2 protein-coding genes and 1 pseudogene are annotated in these 2,781 nt (G+C 43.8%); all 3 read right to left on the bottom strand.

Translation table 11 applies throughout. The annotated features are described in order from the left end of the window. Positions 1–126: pseudogene (locus tag FYJ57_RS14885) on the bottom strand (IS66 family transposase); the annotation flags it as partial. A gap of 89 nt (positions 127–215) precedes the next feature. After that, entirely contained in the window at positions 216–992 is a 777-nt protein-coding gene (gene istB / locus FYJ57_RS14880; protein WP_118566361.1) for an IS21-like element helper ATPase IstB, read from the bottom strand. Further along, entirely contained in the window at positions 989–2,533 is a 1,545-nt protein-coding gene (gene istA / locus FYJ57_RS14875; RefSeq protein ID WP_154433260.1) for an IS21 family transposase, read from the bottom strand. Before istA ends, istB begins: the two co-directional genes overlap by 4 nt. Between the last annotated feature and the right edge of the window lie 248 nt (positions 2,534–2,781).

Genomic DNA, 2,781 nt, shown 5'->3' with positions numbered 1-2,781 from the left:
CCAGCAGCCTGCGATTCGCAGATCCTCGCGCTCCTTTTCCACTTTGTGGTAGACCTGATATCCATCTGTCACGCAGATGCCGGAATAGTCCTTCAGGAATTCCCTTGGATGGGAGCTGTTGCGAGTTGAATATTACGGTGCGGCAGAGCCGCCAGTCCGGTGTGGCGAGAGCCACCTGTCCGGACTAACGGAGCCACCCCATTTTGTTTATTAAGTTACTTTGCCATTGCTGGATCCAGTCCATATACTTCTCTCATAGAGAGGTCTTTAGATGGGTCAACACTTTCAATATCGATCTTATAGGAATCATACGATATACGATCCATGATGGCATCGGCAAGAGTACTTTCACCATCACAGATCTGCTGGTACCATTCACTTTCACGGAACTGAGAACAAAAGATCGTTGAAGATTTTTTTCGTCTTTTATGTATCAGTTCAAAAAGATTCCTGGCTTCAGCTTCTGTCAGTTTAAGAAGCAGCCACTCATCAATGATCAGTACTATTGGCTTGGTGTATTTCTTCAGGACAGTCGAGAAAGTTCCATTGTCCCTGGCAGCCTGTAAGTCCAATAATAGATCAGGAAGCCGTATATACCGTACTGAGTAATAGTGCTTGCATGCTTCCATGCCAAAGGCACAGGCCATATAAGTTTTACCACTTCCGGTTGCTCCAGTAATAAAGATGTTCCGGTATTCTGTAATGTATTCACAGGTTGCCAGACGGTTGATCAGTGCTTTGTTCAGCTTTCGTCCAGAATGGTAATCAATCGCTGCGATGCTGGCATCTGGCTGTTCAAACTCAGCCTGGCGGATCAGCCTTTTCAGACGATTGTTTTTGCGGTTGCTGTATTCGACATCAACAAGCATGCCGAACCGATCTTCGAATGGAACTTCCTTCATTGCAGGATCATCCATCTGGATGCGGAATGCATCTGCCATAGCAGTCAGACGCATTTCAATAAGTTTATCGATTGTACTTTGATTTGTCATGATTTTTTACCTCCATAGTATCTGGCTCCTCTGGTTATGCCATGTGGTTTTACTGCTTGAGATGATTCTGATTCGGTATCAGGTGCATCCTTTGTTGCAGCCAATAGATTTTTGATACTTTTATAGCTGGGTTTACCGGAATAAGAGAGCGCCTTAGCGCAGACCTGTTCCAGTTTTTCTGGCGAATATTTTTCTGCCAGTTTCAGTAAGCCCATGCAGCTTCTGTAGGATTGCTGTTCAATCCTGCCGGAGGTAAGTATTGCATCGACAACCTTACTTGTGTTAATTCCAATCGAATCAGCCCACTTACGGAACCGGTCACCGTTCCATTCCAGATATTTCTGGTGTTCCTGCGGCATATGTTCTGTCACTGTAGAATACTGACCGCTTCGTCCATAGAGTCGTCTGTGAGAGGCAATACGATTGTGATTATAAAATATTTCAACCGTTGTATCTGTTATACGCACATCAACCTTATTTTTGATATACTGATAAGGCACGGAGTAGAATATTCTGTCTACTGCGATGTGATAGTTAAACTGGACGGTGGCTTGTTTCCACTCAGCCAGTTCAAAAGGTGTAGCAGGCAACGGAGCCAATAATGGCATTTCTTCCCCAAGAAATAAACTGAGTCTGCTACATTCCTTTTTCTGAAATTTACGGGCGTTGTAGGCATCCAGTTTTTCACGGATTGAAGCATTTAATTCTGCAAGAGAGAAAAACTGCTCATTGCGAAGGGCTGCTGTTATCCATGTGGATATCTTTCCTACTGATCCCTCTACATTCGGTTTATCCTTGGGTTTCCGGACTCTGGCCGGAAGGATGGCGAGATTGTAATGTTCTGCCATCTCATGATAAGTGGTGTTTAAGGCAGTGTTGTACCAGTCACTCTTTTTATGATTCACTGCGGTTGTACAGTTATCAGAAACGAGCATAGGTGTGACACCTCCAAAGAAATCAAACATCTGGACATGAGCTTTGATCCAGTTGTCGGTTTTCTCATTCATATATGCTTTTACAAAAGCATACTGACTGTAAGTTAATACACCTACAAATATCCATGCATCTGTGACTTCTCCGGTGTCCGGATCAATGATGTGGGCAGGGTCACCGGCCCAGTCAACTTCAATCTGTTCACCTGGTTTTCTGGGGATATGCATGGTAGCCCTGCGTTTTTCTTCATCCTTCTGGATGTAGTAGCAGAACTGAGAATACATTAGAGGCTCTTCGCTGCTCATGCGGCACTCCTCACAGTATTCTACCCAGAGAAGCTTTTTGTTTACACCATTTCGCAGAAGTTCTTTGCGAATGTAGTCAAAGTTTGGCATGCGTTTATTCGTTGCCGACTTATCCTTAGGAAACATCAGCTCCTCTAGTGCGCTGTCGGTCATGTCGAAATCCAGCGGCCATGAAAGCTTGATTTCCGCTGCCTTTTTCAAAACCTTAGCGACTGTGTTTCTGGATACACCGCAACTCTGTGCGATGTTCCTCTCACTGAATCCTAAGCTTTTTAAGCGTAGGATTTCACGATACTTGGTCATAACTTACGACCTCCTTTATCTGTATTCACACCAAAGGTGTGTATTTACAGTATAAAGGAAATATATGTAATAGAGCCCAATAAGGTGGCTCTGAATTACCGGAATATATGGCTCTCATTCTGGTTCTTCCGCAATTATCCGTATTAGCTATTTGACAATATAAGTTTTGCGGCTAATAGCTCCTTGCCACAACGGCCATACATGGTACGTTTTATCATTTTCAATTTGCTGTTTGTACCCTCAACAAA

This window comes from Oliverpabstia intestinalis, assembly GCF_009696065.1.
Taxonomy (GTDB): domain Bacteria; phylum Bacillota; class Clostridia; order Lachnospirales; family Lachnospiraceae; genus Oliverpabstia; species Oliverpabstia intestinalis.
The sequence above is the reverse complement of the archived record's forward strand: the minus strand, read 5'-3'. Positions and strand labels throughout refer to the sequence as shown.